The sequence below is a fragment of the Capnocytophaga granulosa ATCC 51502 genome (assembly GCF_000411115.1).
In the GTDB taxonomy this organism is placed as follows: Bacteria; Bacteroidota; Bacteroidia; order Flavobacteriales; family Flavobacteriaceae; genus Capnocytophaga; species Capnocytophaga granulosa.
In genome coordinates this window covers 240243-258539 of sequence record NZ_KE150256.1, presented here as the reverse complement: position 1 = coordinate 258539, position 18297 = coordinate 240243, and the positions used below count along the sequence as shown (strand labels likewise).

Annotated in this window: 25 protein-coding genes; 19 read left to right on the top strand and 6 right to left on the bottom strand. The window is 41.3% G+C overall.

The features are described 5' to 3' along the window. Together HMPREF9331_RS10135 and HMPREF9331_RS10130 are read left to right on the top strand one after the other, a co-directional pair. On the top strand, positions 1 to 203 hold a 203-nt coding region (locus HMPREF9331_RS10135; protein ID WP_016420647.1), incomplete at its 5' end, for a T9SS type B sorting domain-containing protein. Positions 204 to 526: 323 nt separating this feature from the next. Then, positions 527 to 1093 carry a 1-acyl-sn-glycerol-3-phosphate acyltransferase gene (locus HMPREF9331_RS10130; RefSeq protein WP_394359934.1) on the top strand — a complete coding sequence of 189 codons (567 nt, stop codon included), beginning with the start codon at positions 527 to 529 and terminating at the stop codon, positions 1091 to 1093. A gap of 75 nt (positions 1094 to 1168) precedes the next feature. Here HMPREF9331_RS10130 and HMPREF9331_RS10125 read toward each other — a convergent pair whose 3' ends face one another. After that, complete coding sequence (locus tag HMPREF9331_RS10125; protein WP_016420851.1) at positions 1169 to 1738, bottom strand: DUF3109 family protein; 570 nt, start codon at positions 1736 to 1738, stop codon at positions 1169 to 1171. Positions 1739 to 1839: 101 nt separating this feature from the next. Here HMPREF9331_RS10125 and HMPREF9331_RS10120 point away from each other — a divergent pair, with 101 nt between their 5' ends. After that, entirely contained in the window at positions 1840 to 2070 is a 231-nt protein-coding gene (locus HMPREF9331_RS10120) for a ferredoxin (RefSeq protein WP_009642252.1), read from the top strand. Between the two features lie 9 nt (positions 2071 to 2079). Here the strand turns inward: HMPREF9331_RS10120 and HMPREF9331_RS10115 are convergent, their stop codons facing one another. Beyond that, positions 2080 to 3294, bottom strand: a complete 1215-nt coding sequence (locus tag HMPREF9331_RS10115) for a bifunctional folylpolyglutamate synthase/dihydrofolate synthase (protein ID WP_016420850.1) — start codon at positions 3292 to 3294, stop codon at positions 2080 to 2082. Next, positions 3294 to 3773, bottom strand: coding sequence for a pantetheine-phosphate adenylyltransferase (gene coaD / locus HMPREF9331_RS10110; protein ID WP_016420849.1), 480 nt, complete (start codon positions 3771 to 3773; stop codon positions 3294 to 3296). Before coaD ends, HMPREF9331_RS10115 begins: the two co-directional genes overlap by 1 nt. A gap of 107 nt (positions 3774 to 3880) precedes the next feature. On the opposite strand from coaD, the gene purN reads away from it, so the two are divergent. Next, positions 3881 to 4447, top strand: coding sequence for a phosphoribosylglycinamide formyltransferase (gene purN, locus HMPREF9331_RS10105; protein ID WP_009642258.1), 567 nt, complete (start codon positions 3881 to 3883; stop codon positions 4445 to 4447). Between the two features lie 11 nt (positions 4448 to 4458). Further along, positions 4459 to 4926: a DinB family protein gene (locus HMPREF9331_RS10100; RefSeq protein WP_016420848.1), complete on the top strand. Its 468-nt coding sequence runs from the start codon at positions 4459 to 4461 to the stop codon at positions 4924 to 4926. A 52-nt stretch (positions 4927 to 4978) separates the two neighbouring features. Here HMPREF9331_RS10100 and HMPREF9331_RS10095 read toward each other — a convergent pair whose 3' ends face one another. Beyond that, a complete protein-coding gene (locus HMPREF9331_RS10095) occupies positions 4979 to 5518 on the bottom strand; it encodes an RsmD family RNA methyltransferase (RefSeq protein WP_016420847.1) in 540 nt (179 codons plus the stop codon). Between the two features lie 58 nt (positions 5519 to 5576). On the opposite strand from HMPREF9331_RS10095, the gene HMPREF9331_RS10090 reads away from it, so the two are divergent. Further along, entirely contained in the window at positions 5577 to 6155 is a 579-nt protein-coding gene (locus HMPREF9331_RS10090; RefSeq protein WP_016420846.1) for a fumarylacetoacetate hydrolase family protein, read from the top strand. A 62-nt stretch (positions 6156 to 6217) separates the two neighbouring features. On the opposite strand, the gene azu is transcribed toward HMPREF9331_RS10090, so the two are convergent. After that, entirely contained in the window at positions 6218 to 6712 is a 495-nt protein-coding gene (gene azu / locus HMPREF9331_RS10085) for an azurin (RefSeq protein ID WP_016420845.1), read from the bottom strand. A 578-nt stretch (positions 6713 to 7290) separates the two neighbouring features. Between azu and HMPREF9331_RS10080 the strand changes: the two genes are divergently transcribed. The 9 genes from HMPREF9331_RS10080 (at position 7291) to arsB (ending at position 12856) form a co-directional block, all read left to right on the top strand. Continuing rightward, a complete protein-coding gene (locus HMPREF9331_RS10080; protein WP_016420844.1) occupies positions 7291 to 7689 on the top strand; it encodes an ArsR/SmtB family transcription factor in 399 nt (132 codons plus the stop codon). A gap of 77 nt (positions 7690 to 7766) precedes the next feature. Further along, the gene (locus tag HMPREF9331_RS10075; RefSeq protein WP_016420843.1) at positions 7767 to 8000 is read left to right on the top strand and encodes a thioredoxin family protein; all 234 of its coding nucleotides are present in this window, start codon (positions 7767 to 7769) and stop codon (positions 7998 to 8000) included. A gap of 9 nt (positions 8001 to 8009) precedes the next feature. After that, positions 8010 to 8453: a nitrophenyl compound nitroreductase subunit ArsF family protein gene (locus HMPREF9331_RS10070; protein ID WP_009388535.1), complete on the top strand. Its 444-nt coding sequence runs from the start codon at positions 8010 to 8012 to the stop codon at positions 8451 to 8453. A 1-nt stretch (position 8454) separates the two neighbouring features. After that, positions 8455 to 9162, top strand: coding sequence for an aromatic aminobenezylarsenical efflux permease ArsG family transporter (locus tag HMPREF9331_RS10065; protein ID WP_016420842.1), 708 nt, complete (start codon positions 8455 to 8457; stop codon positions 9160 to 9162). A 33-nt stretch (positions 9163 to 9195) separates the two neighbouring features. After that, positions 9196 to 9429 carry a thioredoxin family protein gene (locus tag HMPREF9331_RS10060; protein ID WP_016420841.1) on the top strand — a complete coding sequence of 78 codons (234 nt, stop codon included), beginning with the start codon at positions 9196 to 9198 and terminating at the stop codon, positions 9427 to 9429. 105 nt (positions 9430 to 9534) lie between these two features. Beyond that, positions 9535 to 10503 carry a permease gene (locus HMPREF9331_RS10055; RefSeq protein WP_016420840.1) on the top strand — a complete coding sequence of 323 codons (969 nt, stop codon included), beginning with the start codon at positions 9535 to 9537 and terminating at the stop codon, positions 10501 to 10503. Positions 10504 to 10575: 72 nt separating this feature from the next. Beyond that, positions 10576 to 11004 carry an arsenate reductase ArsC gene (locus tag HMPREF9331_RS10050; RefSeq protein ID WP_016420839.1) on the top strand — a complete coding sequence of 143 codons (429 nt, stop codon included), beginning with the start codon at positions 10576 to 10578 and terminating at the stop codon, positions 11002 to 11004. Continuing rightward, on the top strand, positions 11004 to 11804 hold the full coding sequence (locus tag HMPREF9331_RS10045; protein ID WP_016420838.1) for a cation efflux transmembrane domain-containing protein: 801 nt from the start codon (positions 11004 to 11006) through the stop codon (positions 11802 to 11804). The genes HMPREF9331_RS10050 and HMPREF9331_RS10045 overlap by 1 nt, the downstream gene beginning before the upstream one ends. A gap of 11 nt (positions 11805 to 11815) precedes the next feature. After that, a complete protein-coding gene (gene arsB, locus HMPREF9331_RS10040; protein ID WP_016420837.1) occupies positions 11816 to 12856 on the top strand; it encodes an ACR3 family arsenite efflux transporter in 1041 nt (346 codons plus the stop codon). 854 nt (positions 12857 to 13710) lie between these two features. On the opposite strand, the gene HMPREF9331_RS10035 is transcribed toward arsB, so the two are convergent. Further along, positions 13711 to 14451: an RDD family protein gene (locus tag HMPREF9331_RS10035; RefSeq protein WP_016420836.1), complete on the bottom strand. Its 741-nt coding sequence runs from the start codon at positions 14449 to 14451 to the stop codon at positions 13711 to 13713. A gap of 24 nt (positions 14452 to 14475) precedes the next feature. Here HMPREF9331_RS10035 and HMPREF9331_RS10030 point away from each other — a divergent pair, with 24 nt between their 5' ends. The 4 genes from HMPREF9331_RS10030 to HMPREF9331_RS10015 are packed head-to-tail and all read left to right on the top strand — an operon-like array spanning position 14476 to position 18290. Beyond that, entirely contained in the window at positions 14476 to 15450 is a 975-nt protein-coding gene (locus HMPREF9331_RS10030) for a stage II sporulation protein M (RefSeq protein WP_016420835.1), read from the top strand. Next, complete coding sequence (locus HMPREF9331_RS10025; RefSeq protein WP_016420834.1) at positions 15443 to 16333, top strand: hypothetical protein; 891 nt, start codon at positions 15443 to 15445, stop codon at positions 16331 to 16333. The genes HMPREF9331_RS10030 and HMPREF9331_RS10025 overlap by 8 nt, the downstream gene beginning before the upstream one ends. Then, on the top strand, positions 16317 to 17108 hold the full coding sequence (locus HMPREF9331_RS10020; RefSeq protein WP_016420833.1) for a DUF4129 domain-containing protein: 792 nt from the start codon (positions 16317 to 16319) through the stop codon (positions 17106 to 17108). The genes HMPREF9331_RS10025 and HMPREF9331_RS10020 overlap by 17 nt, the downstream gene beginning before the upstream one ends. Next, a complete protein-coding gene (locus HMPREF9331_RS10015; protein ID WP_016420832.1) occupies positions 17109 to 18290 on the top strand; it encodes a hypothetical protein in 1182 nt (393 codons plus the stop codon). Positions 18291 to 18297 lie beyond the last annotated feature (7 nt).

Here is an 18297-nt window from a genome sequence, read left to right as displayed (position 1 = left end):
TAAACTTAGCCAGCTATCCGAATGCAGAGACTGTGATCTACGATCGTTATGGACGAAAGATAGCCACCCTCAACAACAAAGAAGAGTGGGATGGTACCTACGGAGGCGAAGCCCTTCCAACAGGTGACTACTGGTTTATCCTACGCCTTAACGAACCTGATGACAACAGAACCTTCAAAGGACACTTTACCCTTTATCGTTAGTGAATAGTGAAGAATGAAGAATGAATAGTAAAGAATACCTGAAGAAGGATATAACAATAACTAGAGAAGAGAGACTTTCCAGGGATGGGAAGTCTCTCTCTTTTATCCCTCTTTCCCCCGAAGGGGAAAAACGTACGCTACGATGCCTGACACCCGATAACTAGTCACTAGTCATTTCTCACTAGTCATTTGTCACTAGTCATTTCTCACTAGTCATTTCTCACTAGTCATTTGTCACTAGTCATTTGTCATTAATCATTAATCATTATTGGTATTAATCATTAAAAATTTGTATCTTTGCCCTCAAAATTTTACCTATGAAAATCAAGAAATGGATAGGTAGTTTTGCCTTATGGCTTGCGGGCTGGAAGATAGAACTACAAGGAGATATGAATACCCTTGACCGTTGTGTGTTGGTAGTGGCTCCTCATACCACCAATTGGGAGTTTGTGATAGGGATATTGGCCTATTGGAAGTTAGAAAAGCCCATCAAGCTCATTATCAAGGACAGTCATACCAAGGCTTGGTATGGAGCCTTAGTACGTGCTTTAGGAGGCTTGGGTATAGATCGTTCCCAGCGCAATCATGTAGTGGAGTGGGTAACCGAATTGTATAAGAAGGAGAATTTTAGCTTAGTAGTAACCCCTGAGGGTACTCGCTCTCGAGTGGATAAGTGGCGTATGGGCTTCTATCATATAGCCCTTTCTGCCCAAGTACCGATAGTATTGGGGGCAGGTGATTTCAAAAAGAAGATTATTTATATAGGAAAGACTATTTCTCTTAAGGATTTACAAACCCGCTCTTTGGAGAGTATTATGAGCGAAATTAGGGAGTATTATAGGGACAAAAATCCTAAATACCCCCAGCAGTGGAATCCAAACTTTCACTAATGATTAATGCCAATAATGATCAATGATCAATTCCAGTAATGATTAATAACACTAATAGAAATTAAACATTAATCATTAAACATTAATCATTGCTTCTGCTGCTTCTAATTGTTCGTACCATTCTTCTCCAAATTTTCGGATAAGAGCTTCGCGAACAAACTTATAGATAGGCACTTGGAGTTTGCGGCCTAAGATACAGGCATCTTTGCAGATACTCCAGCGCTCATAATTCACCGCAATGAAGGATGGATAGCTCTTGAGGCGAATAGGGTAGAGATGGCAGGAAATAGGCTTTTTCCAGTCTATTTTGCCCTCGCGGTAAGCCTGTTCGATTCCGCAGAGAACGATGCCTTTTTCGTCTCGGACGACATAGGCACATTCGCCTCCATTGATAAGCGGTGTTTCCCATTCGCCATCGCTGCCGCGTACCGCGGTACCCTGTGCTTCAATAGCCTTGCGGCCTTGCTCACTTAGGTAAGGAGCCACCTTATGGTAGATACGTTCGAGGATTTCCACCTCCTCATCCTCCACAGGTGCTCCCGCATCCCCCTCCACACAGCAAGCTCCCTTGCAAGCATCGAGGTTGCAGACAAAGTCATTTTCTAAAATCTCTTCCGAGATTAAGGTATTATCTATTTCAATCATTGGTCAGTTGTTAGTGATTAGTGGTCAGTTGTTAGTGCCAGTCATTAATCATTAGTCACTAGTCATTAGTCATTAATCATTGGTCATTAATCATTATATTTGTGGTCATAGTAACCCTCCAGCGTGATAAGTGTATAGGCTGTAATTATTGTGTGGAGATGGCGCCAGAACAGTTCCAGATGAGTAAGAAGGATGGCAAGAGTGTTCTGCTGCGCTCCACAGAGAAAAAAGGCTTCTTCACCCTCAAATCCTACGATGATAGCATCTTTGAGGCTTGTGAAAACGCCCAAAAGGCATGTCCTGTCAAGATTATCACCACCAAAAAGATTTAGCCCTTTGGCTTACACTACCTCCGCCACGACGAAGGTACTGCCGCCTATATAGATGAAATCATCTGTATGGGCTTGTTCTTGTGCCTGTGCTAAAGCACTCTCCACCGAAGGAAAGGCATCACCACGGAGGCCATAGCTGGCGGCTTTCTCTTGCAAGAGGGTCGCACTCAAGCCGCGGTCTATCTTAGGCGTACAGAAATAGTAATGCGCTTGCTTTGGGAACATCGGTAGGATCGCATCCAAGTCCTTTTCCTTGACAAAGCCTAGTACCATGTGTAGGGTATTGTATTTCTCCTGACCAAGTTGGGCGAAAATCTCCGCGAACCCATGGGCATTGTGTGCGGTATCACAGATTGTTTTGGGGTGTTCGCTCAAGAGCTGCCAGCGCCCCATAAGGTGCGTATTAGCAACAATATGAGAGAGTCCTTGCTGTATATTTTCTTCAGAAATAGCCCAACCTTTTTCTTGTAAAATACGTAAGGTTTGTACGATTCCCTTGATATTCTTGGCCTGATAGCCCCCTTTGAGATCCATAGTATAAGGCACCTCAAGGCTGTCGGCAAAGTAGATAGGAGCTTCCCGCTTGGCGGCTACTTGCTTGAACACAGGAGCTGTCAGAGGGTGAAACTCGCTGATTACCACAGGAGTATGAGGCTTGATAATACCTGCTTTCTCATAGGCGATTTCTTCTAAGGTATTTCCTAGAATCTCAGTGTGATCCTTGCCTATATTGGTAATGAGCGAAACAACGGGGTTGATGATATTGGTTGAGTCCAATCGGCCGCCCAAGCCTACTTCTATGACAGCTATATCTACCTTTTGGTAAGCAAAATAATCAAAAGCCATACCTACGGTAACCTCAAAAAAGGAGAAATTTTCTCCTTCTATAAAGTCTTTGTTCTTTTCAACAAACTGACATACCGCCTCTTGAGAGATGTCTTCTCCATTAATTTTGATACGTTCGCGAAAGTCCTTCAGGTGTGGGGAGGTATAGAGTCCTACCTTATAACCAGCTTCCTGTAATACAGAAGCTAAGGCATGGGAAGAGGAGCCTTTGCCATTGGTGCCCGCTATATGTAGGGTAGGGAATTGTTCTTGTGGATTGCCTAAATGGTCGCACAAAAGGAGGATATTGTCCAATTTGCCTCGGAAGGCGGAGCGTCCTTTTTCTTGGTACATAGGCAGGTGCGCCCATAACCAATCTATGCTTTCTGTGTAAGTCATCAGTGTATATAGTATTTTTCAATGTTTTCAATACGCACACTCTCAGGAACTAAGAGGGTATAATCACCTCGGTTGCGGATTACATCGCGCACTATGGAGGAGGAGATATGGGAGGTCTTCACAGCAGTGAGCAAAAATACGGTCTCCACTCCAGCCAAGTCCCTATTGGTATGGGCAATGGCTCGCTCGAACTCGAAGTCGGCAGGGTTGCGTAAGCCCCTGAGAATGAAGGGGATTTGTAGGCTCTTGCAGAAATCTACCGTAAGGCCTTGGTAGCTAACTACTTTCACCTTCGGATGGTCAACGAAAGCCTTGGTAATAAAGGCCTTGCGTTCTTCTACGGAGAACATATAGCGCTTGTCGGCATTTTCTCCTACGGCTACTATAATTTCGTCAAAGAGTTCTGTAGCTCTGCAAATAATGTCGTAATGCCCCAGAGTAATTGGGTCAAAGGAGCCAGGGAAAATGGCCTTTTTCATAGGTTGTTGTCATCAGTTATTTCGTGGGGCAAAGGTAAGAAAAAGAAGTTGTTTTTTTCTGGCTAACCCGAAAAAAAATGCGTAAATTTGCACAAATTTCTTGACTGATGAAAAAACTCATTCTATTGGCTTCGGGCAATGGTTCCAATGCCGAGCGTATTGTAACTTATTTCAGAGAGAATGGCTTGGCAGAGGTAGCTTTTATATTGACCAACAATCCCAAAGCAGGCGTCATAGACCGTGCTCAGCGGTTGGATGTGCCTTGTATGCTCTTTGACAGGAAGGATTTCTATGAGACATCCTATATACTGGATCTCTTGGAGCGCGAACAACCCGACTTAATTGTCTTGGCAGGCTTCCTTTGGAAATGTCCTGAGAATATTATCGCTCGTTTTCCCAATAGAATTATCAATATACACCCCTCTCTACTGCCCAAATATGGGGGCAAGGGCATGTATGGCATGCACGTACATGAGGCTGTGATCGCCGCAGGTGAAAAAGAGAGTGGTATCACTATTCATTACATCAATGAGCACTATGATGAGGGGGCAATCATCTACCAAGAGCGTGTGGTGATTGCACCAACCGATACTCCTGAAAGCCTTGCTCAGAAGGTACATGAGTTGGAATATCGTGCTTTTCCACTTATTATCAAGCAAATATTACAAAATTAATCTATAAAAACATGAAATTAGATAAATCTGTGTTCTCTTTACACAAGTGTATCAGAGAGCGATACTTACAATATCTAGAAGGTTTTACCTTGGAACAATTAGCCGTGATCCCTCAGGGTTTTCGCAATAACTTGTTGTGGAACATCTCTCATGCGATTGTAACCCAACAGCTTTATTGCTACTACAATAGTGGGCTACCTATGTATGTGCCAGAGGACTTTATAGCTGCCTATCGTAAGGGTACCGTACCTGACGGACATGTCCCTACTCAAGAAGAAGTAGATACCCTCAAAGGGTTGCTCCTCTCCACCCAACAACAGCTGGAAGAGGATTACCAAAAGGGTATTTTTACCACCTATACCGACTACCTTACAGGGCTTAACTATCCCCTTAGCTGTGTGGAAGATGCTATTTACTTTAATAACACCCACGAAGGTATGCACTTAGGGTTGGTGATTGGGATTAAATACTTAGTTTAATGACAAATGACAAGTGACTAGTGACCAATCCTATTGCATTAGTCACTAGTCATTAGTCATTATTAAAGATACTAAAAGTCGTCCCGCCGTAGCGTCTTTCTTCTTGAAAATGCGGGTCTTCTTCTAAATGGACTTTGGAGGAGTGCTCAACAATCAGCAGGCCATCTTCGCTGAGGAGGTTGCGCTCAAAGACAGTCTCGATCAATCGTTCGAGGCTATCGGGTTCTATATCATAAGGAGGATCGGCAAAGATGACATCGTACTGGCTCAGACTGCGGTCTAAGTAGGTAAAGACATCACTTTTGACTACTTCAATAGGGTAGGCGAGCGCCTCGGCTGTCTTGCGGATATACTGTACGCAGGCAGGGTGACTATCTACGGCCGTAATCTCAGGACAACCCCGACTGCCGAACTCGTAGCTGATATTGCCCGTGCCAGCGAAAAGGTCTAGCACTTTGATACTATCTAAGAAAAAATAGTTGTTGAGGATATTAAAAAGCGACTCCTTGGCAAAGTCCGTAGTAGGACGTACAGGGAGGGTTTTGGGAGCGATGAGTTGCTTGCCACGATGGGTGCCAGAGATAATACGCATATAAGTTCAAATAAAGGGCAAAAATACGGATTTTATAACGATAAAAAAAGTTTTTTCTTTGAAAATAGTATATATACAACTACCCACCACAGCGCAGGAGCAGCCACTGCTCTATATAAAGCCCGATACGGCTGTACATAATAGAGAACTTCCTCTCTATATACCCGACTTTACTGCGGATCTCCGCGCACAAGTGGTACTAATGGCCAAACTTAGCAAACAAGGTAAATGTATCTTAGAAAAATTTGCTCCAAAGTACTACGAACAAGTCTCTTTAGGGCTTGCTCTAACGGCTTATGACAGGCAACAACAGCTTCAAGCCACAGCTAAGCCTTGGGAGCTGGCCACCTCCTTTGACAGTTCTATGGTAGTAGGTCACTTCCTGCCTACAGAACGCCTACAACAAGAAAACACAACCATACTAAGCCAAGATGGTCAGGTGCTAGAGGAACTTCCTTTGCAACCTGCCTTACAGTTGCTCCCGCTTGCCTTAAGAACAGTATCAGAGAATATGACCCTTCGCACAGGCGATTTGGTAGCGCTCCCCTTGACCAATACTCTTTACGCTATCAGAGCCGACACCACTTGGCAGGCAAGTGTACAAACCGAATTATTGTTCTCCATAACAGTAAAATAGACAGAGGTCTCGCCACAGGTGAGACCTCTGTTTCTATAGAAAAGAATAATAACTAGAACAACTTATTCTACAATGAAAGTTCCTTTCATAAGGGCAAGATGACCAGGGAAGGAACAGATAAAGTCGTAAGTACCAGCTTCAGGAGCTTTGAAAGAGATGGTATCACTCTCTCCACCACCAATAAGTTTGGTATGAGCAATCACATCAGCTCCCCCATTAGGGATATACTCGTTGGCAGGACCAGCTGCTACAGCAGCTTCTCCGAAAGCGGAAAGGTCAGTACCTTTTTTAAGGAGAACAAAGTTGTGTCCCATCACCTTCTTATCCATTTGTCCTACGTGCTTGAGGGTAAGATTAACGGTTTGTCCAGCTTTTACTTTGATTTCCTTAAGGTTGAAAGTCATTTGGTCAGTAGCCTCCAAGGTTACATTAGCAGCTTCTGCGTCTTGGTTTGTAGCAGGCGCTTCAGTAGCAGCAGGCTGTTCTGTAGTTTGTGCAGCCTCTTCAGGTTTCTTGTTATTTCCACAAGAAGCTACCATTAGGGCAACAGTAGCCATCAAAAACAATGTTTTTTTCATATCGGTATGATTTAGATATAAACGTGCCGCAAAAGTACAAATAAAAATCTAATACCGCAAGTTATTTAGAATATTTTTAAATTAGGGTTTGAGATATTTTTGAATTGTGAGTTCTTAGCGACTAATTTGCGTAACCGTTGCGTAACCAAAACCTTATTTTTCTACGAAAAAATAAGGGTATTTTTATTTAAAACATTGATTATCAGAATGTTTGTAGAAATAAATTTGCGTAACCGTTGCGTAACCAAAACCTTGTTTTTGTCAGAAAATTGAAACTACTTATATAATCTATTTTAAATAAAGAAGATACAGGAATTACAAGAAGATTAGGTAATGATTTAGTAATAGTTCTTATTTCATTTGATTATACCTATTTTCTCAGTAACTTCTAGGTGCAAAGGTACAACATCTTGACAATATAACCAAAAAAAAATTACCTTTGCACCCACAAACGTGCGTTGCTGAGGCTGTCTAAAAAGTTTGTTTTAAACTTTTTTTGGCAGCCTCTTTTATAGTGTCATATCCTAAAATAGGTTTACACTAAAAATAGAAAAAATATGCCGTATTATTTGGCTATTCAAAATATTGTTCGTACCTTTGCGAACAACAAAGAAGAAAGGAGAATTGGAGTGAAAGAGAAACAGTACACGACAGAGCAGGAACAGATTGCTCGCTTTGCCAAAGCAATGGGACATCCAGCACGGATGGCTATTCTTGCTTTCTTGGCAAAACAAGATAGTTGCTTCTTCGGTGATATTCACGAAGAACTACCTATTGCTAAAGCAACCGTTTCGCAGCATTTGAAAGAATTGAAAGAAGCTGGCTTAATTCAGGGGGAAATAGAAACGCCCAAAGTCCGGTATTGTATAAACCGGGAGAACTGGGAACTTGCCCGAAAATTGTTTGCAGCTTTTTTAGGGGACTGTAAATGTAAAGATACATCGTGCTGTGAATAGCAGTACCTTTTTTTTGGAATAAACGTTCGTATTTCTACGAACTACGATTATTATATTAACTTTAAAGTAAAATGACAATGAAAATTAAAGTATTAGGAACTGGGTGTTCAAGCTGTAAAGCCTTGTACGAAACTACCAAACAAGCTATTTCAGAATTAGGTTGCGATGCAACCCTTATCAAAGAGGAAGATTTATTGAAAATCATGGAGTATAACATTTTAGGGCTTCCGGCTTTGGTGATTGACGAGAAAGTCGTATCAGCTGGGAAAAAGTTATCCCTTGCAGAAGTGAAAGAGTTGATAACCAAATAAAAATGAACTATGAGAAAATTATTTTATCTACTGATTGCAACGCTGGTCTTAGTTTCCTGTGGTAACGATTCAAAGAAAAAGACCGGAGAAAATCAAGCGGAAGAAATACAGTCTAACCGCATAGAGGTTCTTTATTTTCATGGAGCGCAACGGTGTATCACTTGCCGGGCGATAGAAACAAATACAGAAGCCCTTTTGGATAGCCTTTATTCAAAAGAAAAAGCAGACGGTAAAATTATCTATAAAGTGATAGATATTTCAAAGAAAGAAAATGAAGCGATTGCAGACAAGTACGAAGTTACATGGTCGTCTTTGTTTGTTAACGGCTGGAAAGACGGCAAAGAGAATGTAAACAATATGACCGAGTTTAGCTTTTCCAATGCGAAAAATACACCGGACAAGTTTAAAGAGGGAATTAAAAGCAAGATTGACGAATTGTTAAAACAGTTGTAAGATGGATTTTCTTCAATCGCTATTAGATAACAGTTCTATTCCTGCTATTACAGCTTTTATATTGGGGATTTTAACGGCGGTCAGCCCGTGTCCGTTAGCGACCAACATAACAGCAATAGGATTTATTAGTAAGGACATAGAAAACCATCACCGGATATTTATAAACGGATTGCTTTATACTTTCGGCAGAATAGTAAGCTATACGGTTCTTGGCTTTATCCTTATTCCTATTCTCCGTGAGGGAGCAAGTATGTTTATGGTTCAAAAAGCCGTAAGCAAGTACGGGGAAATGCTGATTGCTCCGGCGTTAATCATCATTGGAATATTTATGCTCGATGTAATAAAACTCAACCTGCCGAAAATCAATATCGGCGGTGAAAGCTTGAAAAAGAGGAGTAAAGGCGGTTGGGGGGCTATGCTATTGGGTATTTTATTTGCCCTTGCTTTCTGTCCCACCAGTGGCGTGTTCTACTTCGGTATGCTGATACCGATGTCTGCCACGACCTCGGCAGGCTATCTTCTACCCATAATATTTGCTGTCGCTACGGCTATACCGGTACTTGCTGTTGCATGGGTTCTCGCCTTCAGCGTACAACAAATGGGGAATTTTTACGGAAAGATACAGAAAGTGCAAAAATGGGCGAACCTTATTGTAGGCGTGGTATTCATCATCATCGGCATATATTATTGCTGGATAATGTATTTGTAAAATGAATTTAATAACAATAATGTTTTTACTAATATGGAAATAAAAGTTTTAGGGCCGGGTTGTGCCAAATGTAAATCAACCTACAATGTAATTGAAAAGGTACTTAAAGAGAACGACATCGATGCAAAACTCACCAAGGTGGACGACATCATGGAAATGATGAATTACAATATCATGACATCGCCAGCCGTTGTCATTGACGAAGTGGTAAAATTGAGGGGGAAGGTACCGACAGAAAGTGAAGTAAAGGAACTTCTGGGCATCTGATTGACAGAATATGTTTAACCACGAGCGGCAGAAACAACCGTCATGGTATCTGCCGCTTTTTTTAAAAAAATACTGTTCGTATTTAAGCGAACAAAAAAGACTTCTATGATACAAGAATTTGCAGACAAGCTTGTTTACGGACTGTTCGGACTAAGTGCCGACACACCGATAGGAATTGCCGTAAACTTTTTCTTTTATGATACGATAAAAATACTTATACTTTTGTTCTTCATCAGCGTATTGATGGGAATTATCAACGCCTACTTCCCAATTGAACGTTTGAGAAAATATCTGGTTACACACAATATGTACGGATTGCAGTACTTGCTGGCTTCCATATTCGGAGCGGTCACTCCTTTCTGTTCATGTTCTTCCATTCCTCTGTTTATCGGATTTGTAAAGGGCGGCATTCCTTTGGGCGTAACATTCGCATTTCTTATTACATCACCGTTGGTAAACGAGGTGGCTGTTGCCATGTTCCTTGCCTCCTTCGGATTGAAGGTGACTCTTATCTACGTCATCAGCGGCATTCTGTTAGGAGTAATAGGCGGTATAGTACTCGGTCGCATGCGCCTTGCTCCTTATCTGAGTGACTGGGTAAAGCAGATGCAGGCAAATTCATCCGCTCAGACAGGGGAATGGGAAAAAGACCATACCTCCTTTACCAAGAGGCTTCCCACTATTATCCGTGATGCATGGAAAATTGTCAGTGGTGTACTTATATATATTCTGATAGGTATAGGTATCGGTGCTTTCATGCATGGCTTTGTCCCTGAAGGATTCTTTGAGCAATACATGTCAAAAGACAACTGGTATGCAGTTCCTTTGTCTGTTATACTTGCCGTACCGATGTATGCCAATGCCGCAGGTATCGTCCCAGTAATCGAGGTATTTGTGGCGAAAGGCATTCCCATCGGAACGGCGATAGCCTTCATGATGGCTGTCGTTGGTCTTTCCTTGCCAGAGGCAACACTGCTCAAGAAAGTAATGACATGGAGACTTATCGGCATATTCTTCGGCACTGTGACGTTTTTCATCATCTTGTCCGGCTATCTGTTTAATTATATTCTATAATATGTAGAAGCTTCCTCCAAAAAGCATTCAAACAATGTAGTAAGTCAAATCTCCAAATTTAAAAATAAAAAGATGAAAGTATTGATTCTTTGTATAGGAAACAGCTGCCGTAGCCAAATGGCTCATGGCTTTCTACAGTCATTCGACAAAAATATAGAAGTGTATTCTGGTGGAACGGTACCAGCGAAACAGGTAAACGCCAAGGCGGTGGAAGTAATGAAAGAAGCTGGAATAGACATTACCTCACATGTCCCAACACCTGTTAATACCTATCTTGACAAGGAATGGGATTACGTAATAACCGTTCGCGGTGGTGCAAACGAAAGTTGTTCTATGTTTACAGCTAAAGTAAGAAACAGGCTGCATATAGGGTTTGACGATCCCTCGGAAGCAGCCGGAAGTCCCGAGTTTATCAACAGTGAGTTTCATCGGGTACGGGATGAAATAAAAGCCCGCTTCTATCAGTTCTACATCGACCATATCCAAGGAAAACAAGAATAATGCACCAATATATCTCTAAGTTCAATGTTCCAAAGATGGATTGCCCATGCGAGGAAAATTTAATCCGTCTGAAATTAGGCAATAGTCCCTTAGTGGAGCGTCTCGATTTCGACTTGGCGGAAAGAACCTTAGTTGTCATCCATCACGGGGAAGTGAAGTCGATTCAGGAACAGCTAGAAACATTAAACCTCGGTGCCAAGCTAACAGCATCTTCTCTCTGCGATGAAGCAAAGTCTGAAACCACCTCCAAAGTTCAGAGACGGGTGTTGTGTTGGGTGCTCGTCATCAACTTTCTATGTTTCATCATAGAAGCCACAACAGGCATCATCTCCCAGTCGATGGGCTTGGTCGCAGACAGTTTGGATATGTTGGCAGATGCTTTGGTTTACGGCATGAGTCTGATGGCTGTTGGAACAACTATAGCCCGTCAGCAAAAAGTAGCAAAACTCAGTGGCTACCTTCAAATTTCACTGGCTGTATTGGGGCTCATCGAAGTTATCAAACGCTTTATAGGCCTCGAAACGCCCCCAGACTTTTTAGTTATGATTGTCATCTCGTTCATTGCACTAATCGCCAATACAGCCTCTCTATGGTTGTTGCAGCGCACAAAGAGCAAGGAGGCCCACATACAAGCCAGTGTTATTTTCTCAGCCAACGATGTCATTGTCAATATAGGAGTCATCGTTGCAGGGCTGTTGGTTGGACTATTGAACAGCAACGCCCCTGATTTGATCATAGGCATCATTGTCTTTCTCATCGTCATTAGAGGCGCGATACGCATACTGAAACTCTCAAAGTAAAACTATAACATATGGAAAAGAAACAAGGAATTGGATTTTTTGAAAAATACCTGACTATCTGGGTTGCCTTGTGCATCATTATTGGAATTGCCGTGGGACAATGGCTCCCGGCAATTCCGCAAACATTAAGCAAATTTGAATATGCCAACGTGTCTATACCCGTGGCAATCCTGATTTGGTTAATGATTTATCCGATGATGCTAAAAGTAGATTTTCAAAGTGTTAAGAATGTCGGCAAGCGTCCGAAAGGAATTATAGTCACTTGTGTTACAAATTGGCTGATAAAGCCATTTACCATGTTCGGAATAGCTTATTTGTTCTTCTATGTGGTTTTCAAAGCCTTTATACCTGCCGGATTAGCCGAAGAATATCTAGCCGGGGCGGTATTATTGGGGGCTGCACCTTGTACAGCTATGGTGTTCGTGTGGAGTTATCTTACTAAAGGGGATGCCGCTTATACACTGGTACAAGTGGCAGTGAACGATTTAATCATATTGGTAGCGTTTGCACCTATCGTTGCTTTCTTGCTGGGAGTTGGCGGCGTATCTATCCCATGGGACACTCTGTTGCTATCCGTAGGGCTCTTTATTGTGATACCACTTGCGGCTGGGGTCATTACTCGAATAATGGTTATCCGCCGCAAAGGTGTGGAGTATTTCAACAATATATTTATTGAGAAATTTAATAATTACATGGTAGGTGGGTTGCTATTAACGCTTATTATCCTGTTTTCATTTCAAGGAGAAACGATACTGAACAATCCCCTGCATATCTTATTGATTGCAGTTCCGCTTGTGTTGCAAACGGTTCTGATATTCTTCGTTGCTTACGGTTGGGCGAAATGGTGGAAACTACCCCATGATGTTGCCGCACCTGCCGGAATGATTGGGGCAAGTAATTTCTTTGAATTGGCGGTTGCTGTGGCTATTTCTCTTTTTGGTTTACAATCCGGGGCTGCATTGGCTACGGTGGTGGGCGTGCTGGTCGAAGTTCCGGTGATGTTGATGTTAGTAAGGATTGCTAATAACACACGAAGCTGGTTTCCGGCATGAGGCTGTCCAAAAAGTCTTCAAAAGTATGATTGCCTCTCACATTTTGAAAAAGTCTAAGACTTTAGTAAAATGATTAGACTAACAATCAATAACTTTTGGTTCCCTTGTAGGGGCGAAAGGCAATTCGCCCTCACAAATCAAAACTTTTTAGACAGCCCCTTTTTTTGTTGTTTAGTTTAATGCAATAAAAATATAAAAGTAAAAAACCACGACTTCGGAGTGAGTTTTAAGCTCCCTGCAAGGGCAAGTTGTTTTGAGTGCCTATACGCCTAATGCGTGCCTCAAAACACAACTTGCTCTGTTCCTGTGAACAGAAAATTTTTCCTAAAGGTCAAATTTTAATTAACCATAAGAAAATAAGATAAACACTATAAGCACATAAAGTGATTTAAGGCATATTAGGAATATATTTAATCAATCACTTACTTAGAAAGTTATTTATAATTCTATGTAAAGCTATATGTATATTTGTACATTACTTTGCATTTACACATCAAAGCAAGCAAGTATGTACGAAGGTAAAAACGTAATTAGGTAGCTACATAGTTTGAAATTTTTTATTCGACAATGGGAGGAAAAGCGGCATTCGTTTCAAAAAACAATCTGTAAGAAGCAACATTTTTGTCCATTATACCTAATTTTGAAAAAACTATCTAAAGCATCTAAGCTCCTGTCTTCTCTTATCTTCCTGTCAAAAAGATAATCCTCTTTGTATGAGCTAATTATATTATTTTTTGTAGTTTTGCTTTTTATTCGTAATTTTTCAAAAAACAAGTATATTTTTATTTAAAACATTGATTATCAGAATGTTTTTAGAAATAAATTTGCGTAACCGTTGCGTAACCAAAACCTTATTACTTGCCCGTATAAAAGCTGTAATCTTTAAGGAATTGCTGGACGAAATCGGCTTTTTTGGTAAAAAAGGTGTGTTCACGCTTGGAGATTTCGGTGATCTTGTCCGCTAAGCGCGCTATGGTGAGATGCCCGTTTTTGCTTTTTAGGGCTAGGGCGAGGTAGTTCTTGATTGTTTGAGCATCTTGATCTGAAAAGAGTAACACCTCGGCTTGGGTGAAGAGCGGCTGATAGGTATAGGAGAGTTCTTCCAAGATGGTATGAGAGATGTTCATCTTGTTGCGTTCGGTGATAACGGCAGTCCCTGCGGCAAAGTCGCCTAAGCGCTGGGAGTACTTGGAAGAAATAATACTGATAAGTGCTGCCGAACCCATAAAAAGATCCACTTCTACCAAAGTAAATAGCCAACGGATAAAAAAATCGCCAAAGGAGGCCTGATACCCATCAATCTTGAGTACCCTGATTTTCATGATGCGCTTACCCACAGTCTGTCCTTGCATAAGGGATTCCGCTACCAAGGGATAGAAGACCGCAGGCAGCATCAGTACCAAATAGGTCGCAAAAAACTCCCAAGGATTGCTGATAGCGCTATAGTAAAAAAGCTTCATGATTGCATTGACAAGGTATCCATAACCCATAATAAGGACAAAATCAATAGCAAAGGCACCCATACGCTCTCCAATGGAAGCTGGCTCAAAAGCGAGCAGAATATTTTGTGTAGTTTTTATTTGTATCTTTGACATATTTTTTCTAATTTAGCACCTTGTATGAGAGAAGTAGCCTTTATCAAGCAAAATAAAGACAAATGGTTGGAGGTGGAGGCTGTCCTAAATGAGCGAAAGCCTATTTCCCCTGACCAAATGGCGGATTATTACGTCCAGCTATTGGGTGACTTGTCTTTTGCCCAGACCTATTACCCAAAGAGTAATACAGTTACATATCTCAATTTTTTGGTCACGCAAATATACCAAAAAATTTACAAAACCAAGCGAATTGAAAAAAATAGATTGAAATTTTTTTTCACCGACTATGTACCCATGCTTGCCTATAAGTACCGAAAGCTTATTTATTTTAGTTTTATCCTATTCTTCTTCTTCGCTTTGGTGGGGACACTTTCGGCCTATTACGAGCCGCGCTATGTAAGGGTCATTATGGGGGATACCTATATAAACAAGACCTTGGAGCATATAGAGAGGGGCGACCCTATGGCTATATATAAGCAAGGGAGCAATTGGGCTACGGCTATAGCGATTACTTTCAATAATATCAAGGTGGCTTTTTACTGCTTCCTCTGTGGGATTACCGCTGGGACAGTAACTTTCCTTATGGCGTTACAGAATGCAGTTATGTTGGGGGCTTTCACGTATTTTTGTTATGATATGGGCGTGATAGATGCAGCCCTTAGGGCCTTGTGGCTGCATGGAGCCATGGAAATTTTTAGTATTATCATAGCTATAGCGGCCGGCTTTGTCCTTACAGGGGGGATTCTCTTCCCCAAAACTTATTCGCGTATGCTTTCCTTTAAGATTGCTTTCAAGGAAGGTGTGTCTCTGCTCTTTGGAACGGTGCCTTTCTTTATAGCCGCAGGCTTTATAGAGGGCTTTATTACGCGCTATTATTATGATATGCCCCTGTGGTTGAACCTTACAATCATACTGGGGACACTTGCGGTGATTACCTATTATTTTTTGATATATCCTATAGTAAAACATTATAAATCAAATAGTCAAAAATATGAATGATTTTATTTTCTACAAGAAAAGAGGCTTTAGTGCCCTCATTGGAGATACGTTTACTTTCTTTAAGAAGTATGCGAGGAATTTCTTCTCTAATTACTTAATAGTCAATGGTGCTATATTTGCAGCGGTGGGTATTATTGCAGTAGCTATGTTTGCTCTTTATGCTTCTTCTCGATCCTCTATTGGTTTTGGACCAACGGCCTTGTTGGTTTTGGTTTTGCTGCTGTTGTCTGTCTTTTTAGTATTGTTTGTCATTTGTTTCCCTATTGCTTATACGCAACTGCTGGAGGAGGCACCTTATAGGACGGATATAAGTGCTAAGGAGATTTTTGATAGGATCAGAGTGATGCTTCCCCGAGCTTTTGCTTTTGGGTTTATCTCTTTCTTTGTCATAGGAATTCCTTTTGGGTTTATTTTGCTGTGGACTATCAAATTGTTCGATGAAGAACCTGTCTTGCTTCAGCTGGTCAGTGCTTTTATGAGTACTTTTATGGTTCTCTTTTTGCAACAATTTATGCTTATATATATCAAAGATAAAATGGATTATTTCCCTGCCTTGGGTAAGGTGTTCAATCAGTTAAAAGTAGGTTTTTGGGACAAATTTGGGGCTACTTTTGTAATGAGCCTCATCATTTATGCTATAACGACAGCAGGAATTATTGTGCCTATGGTTGTTTATCTGGTAGTCTTAGGAGGACTCTCAGGCTTTGAAGCTACTATAAGCAATACGATTTTGGTCTTTATATTGCTGCTTATTATCATTACAGTTGTTTTTGTAGCATCCAATTTTCAGACATTCTTGCAAATACTCATTCACTTTGGAGAAAAAGACGGGGAATATACCGATGAAATAGATCTTATAGGTCAAAATGCTAAAGAAGAATAGGCGAAAAATACAATTATACGGACTACTCCTATACTTTCTGTGTATAGGAGTGCCTTTGTATGCACAAACAGAAGCTCCTGCTACTCATGGAAAAGACAGCCTTACCTATCAGATTCCTGTAAGGCAAACCCCTCCCGATGCGCTGCGTTCCTTTGAGGGGGTACCAGAGCAATACAACACTGCTGATTTTGATTACTCAGACACCTCTGGGCAGAATGATGCTTTTCTCTCAGGGTTTTGGGACGTATTGGTACGCATCATATATAAGATACTTGAGTTTATCTATGGAAAAAACTTACAAGGGAATGGGGCACAACATATGCTACAACTATTGGGCTTTGTACTGGTATTGGTCGTTATTTTCTTTGTGGTACGCTGGGCACTTGGCCGCAAAGGTCGCTGGCTAACCGATAGGAGTAAGGAAAAACTTTCGGATATTCCTATGGACGCCATAGAGAAGCACCTCCATCAAGCCGATTTTCCTACACTGATACAAAAAGCAGAACAACAGAATGATACCCGCCAGAGTATTCGCCTATATTATCTATGGCTACTGAAGGTACTTTCTGACAAAGGACAAATAGCTTGGGAGGAGAGAAAAACAAACTCTGACTATGAGCGAGAAATCAAAGACCCAACCCAGAAGGCACGCTTTGTCTATCTCTCCAAGGTGTATAACTATATATGGTATGGAGAGTTCTCTATCAGTGATGTCCAATACCAAGAGGCAAAGGCTGATTATCAAGGGTATATAAACACTCAAAAAAAGAAGTAAATGGGAAAGGCAATACGTAATTATCTGATTCTTTTGAGTGTAGTGGTTATTGTCATGGCACTAACTGTCTTCTCATCGGCCGATAGAAAGGTGGATTGGGAGCAGACCTATGATGCCAATAGTAAGCAGCCTTATGGGCTTTATATCTTTGGTGAGCAGCTCAAGCACTTTTTCTCTAAAAAGATAGATAAAATATCCTATACCCCTTACGAATACCTTAGGAGAAATCAGCAAAAAGAAAATTATAATTATATTTTTACCACAGAAGGAATAGATGAGGTATCTCTCAAAAAAATACTTTCCGATGTGAGGGCAGGTAGCCAAGCGCTTTTTCTCAATCAAGATTATGGGCTAATGGATACACTGAAGATAGATATAGACTATGAGCTAACCGTAGAAGATATCAATCTGCAACTCAATAGTACCTCTTATGATAAGCAGATCTATATCAACCCAGAAAGGGCCTATCTGAGGGTCAATTACTTTACCCAGTTGGATAAGGAGCGGGACAAGGCCTTGGGCTATGTGTTTTTCTCTGATGGTAGAAAAATAAGAAAAAAAATCAACTTTGTAGAAGTACCTTATGGCAAGGGGAAGTTCTTCCTCTACTTAGGCCCCCCAATGGCCTTTACCAACTACTTTCTCAAAGAGAGTCAAGAGGCACGCTCCTATGTCGCTACAGTGCTCTCCTATTTGCCAGAGGATAGGCCAACGGTTTGGTTTGTCCCTCCTACTCAAGGAGAAGATACTTTGAGCTTTATCATGAGTCAGCCACAGCTGCGTACAGCCTGGCACTTGATGCTTTTGGGCTTTGTGCTGTATCTGCTCTTTAAGGGGAAGCGCCAGCAACGAACTATTCCTGTGATAGAAAAGCCAAAAAATACCACTATTGAGTTTGCCCAAAGCATCAGTTCGCTCTACTACCAAGAGCGCGATGCTACCGATATGGTACGTAAGAAGATTACCTATTTCTTAGACCAAGTAAGACAAAGATACTACCTCGATACCCAGCAAATCAATGAGGATTTTGCCACTAAGTTAGCTAACAAATCAGGCAAGGATAGGGACTTAGTACAACAGATAGTTGGCACCATTATACACTTTGAGCAAACCCAACAAGCCCAAGAGGAAACTCTTACCCAGTTGGACAAATGGATAGACGAATTTTGGAACATACATTAAAGATATA

What these genes read in the sequence shown, in the direction of transcription:
- HMPREF9331_RS10125 (WP_016420851.1), bottom strand. Translation starts at nt 1,738, where the DNA reads ATGATTGAAATAGATAATACCTTAATCTCGGAAGAGATTTTAGAAAAT.
- HMPREF9331_RS10115 (WP_016420850.1), bottom strand. Translation starts at nt 3,294, where the DNA reads ATGACTTACACAGAAAGCATAGATTGGTTATGGGCGCACCTGCCTATG.
- coaD (WP_016420849.1), bottom strand. Translation starts at nt 3,773, where the DNA reads ATGAAAAAGGCCATTTTCCCTGGCTCCTTTGACCCAATTACTCTGGGG.
- purN (WP_009642258.1), top strand. Translation starts at nt 3,881, where the DNA reads ATGAAAAAACTCATTCTATTGGCTTCGGGCAATGGTTCCAATGCCGAG.
- HMPREF9331_RS10100 (WP_016420848.1), top strand. Translation starts at nt 4,459, where the DNA reads ATGAAATTAGATAAATCTGTGTTCTCTTTACACAAGTGTATCAGAGAG.
- HMPREF9331_RS10095 (WP_016420847.1), bottom strand. Translation starts at nt 5,518, where the DNA reads ATGCGTATTATCTCTGGCACCCATCGTGGCAAGCAACTCATCGCTCCC.
- azu (WP_016420845.1), bottom strand. Translation starts at nt 6,712, where the DNA reads ATGGCTACTGTTGCCCTAATGGTAGCTTCTTGTGGAAATAACAAGAAA.
- HMPREF9331_RS10080 (WP_016420844.1), top strand. Translation starts at nt 7,291, where the DNA reads ATGCCGTATTATTTGGCTATTCAAAATATTGTTCGTACCTTTGCGAAC.
- HMPREF9331_RS10075 (WP_016420843.1), top strand. Translation starts at nt 7,767, where the DNA reads ATGAAAATTAAAGTATTAGGAACTGGGTGTTCAAGCTGTAAAGCCTTG.
- HMPREF9331_RS10070 (WP_009388535.1), top strand. Translation starts at nt 8,010, where the DNA reads ATGAGAAAATTATTTTATCTACTGATTGCAACGCTGGTCTTAGTTTCC.
- HMPREF9331_RS10065 (WP_016420842.1), top strand. Translation starts at nt 8,455, where the DNA reads ATGGATTTTCTTCAATCGCTATTAGATAACAGTTCTATTCCTGCTATT.
- HMPREF9331_RS10060 (WP_016420841.1), top strand. Translation starts at nt 9,196, where the DNA reads ATGGAAATAAAAGTTTTAGGGCCGGGTTGTGCCAAATGTAAATCAACC.
- HMPREF9331_RS10055 (WP_016420840.1), top strand. Translation starts at nt 9,535, where the DNA reads ATGATACAAGAATTTGCAGACAAGCTTGTTTACGGACTGTTCGGACTA.
- HMPREF9331_RS10050 (WP_016420839.1), top strand. Translation starts at nt 10,576, where the DNA reads ATGAAAGTATTGATTCTTTGTATAGGAAACAGCTGCCGTAGCCAAATG.
- HMPREF9331_RS10045 (WP_016420838.1), top strand. Translation starts at nt 11,004, where the DNA reads ATGCACCAATATATCTCTAAGTTCAATGTTCCAAAGATGGATTGCCCA.
- arsB (WP_016420837.1), top strand. Translation starts at nt 11,816, where the DNA reads ATGGAAAAGAAACAAGGAATTGGATTTTTTGAAAAATACCTGACTATC.
- HMPREF9331_RS10035 (WP_016420836.1), bottom strand. Translation starts at nt 14,451, where the DNA reads ATGTCAAAGATACAAATAAAAACTACACAAAATATTCTGCTCGCTTTT.
- HMPREF9331_RS10030 (WP_016420835.1), top strand. Translation starts at nt 14,476, where the DNA reads ATGAGAGAAGTAGCCTTTATCAAGCAAAATAAAGACAAATGGTTGGAG.
- HMPREF9331_RS10025 (WP_016420834.1), top strand. Translation starts at nt 15,443, where the DNA reads ATGAATGATTTTATTTTCTACAAGAAAAGAGGCTTTAGTGCCCTCATT.
- HMPREF9331_RS10020 (WP_016420833.1), top strand. Translation starts at nt 16,317, where the DNA reads ATGCTAAAGAAGAATAGGCGAAAAATACAATTATACGGACTACTCCTA.
- HMPREF9331_RS10015 (WP_016420832.1), top strand. Translation starts at nt 17,109, where the DNA reads ATGGGAAAGGCAATACGTAATTATCTGATTCTTTTGAGTGTAGTGGTT.